Annotated in this window: 1 protein-coding gene; it reads left to right on the top strand. The window is 60.5% G+C overall.

The window, feature by feature from the left end; all coding sequences use genetic code 11:
- Positions 1-22 precede the first annotated feature (22 nt).
- Positions 23-235 carry a hypothetical protein gene (locus CVH10_RS18910; RefSeq protein ID WP_146143073.1) on the top strand — a complete coding sequence of 71 codons (213 nt, stop codon included), beginning with the start codon at positions 23-25 and terminating at the stop codon, positions 233-235.
- The last annotated feature ends 97 nt before the right edge of the window (positions 236-332 follow it).

Consider the following 332-nt stretch of genomic DNA (forward strand, 5'->3'; position numbering starts at 1 on the left):
CCTGAAGGCGGCCTGAGAGCGCTTGTCGATGCTTAGCCCGCCTATCGACTTCGTCTGGCTGAAGAAGCTGCATCATTCCAAACGGATGCAGCTGACCTTCAGCGTCGGAATGGCTGGACGCGTTCATCTGAACGACAGCCCCGAAGCGCTCGTGACTGAACTCCTACGTCTGGCTGAGATCGGTCAGAAATTGGAGATCGCGACCGCCGAACAGGTGAAGGCGGCGCGCTCGTGAGCCGCCACGTCCAGACCTCGTGCACGGTGAAAGCCGGGTGCTTCGTCTGCAATGGCATGACGGCGATCTGGACGTCCGCCAATGTGATGGCAGTCGC

This window comes from Halomonas sp. ND22Bw (assembly GCF_003011945.1).
GTDB lineage: Bacteria > Pseudomonadota > Gammaproteobacteria > Pseudomonadales > Halomonadaceae > Halomonas > Halomonas halophila.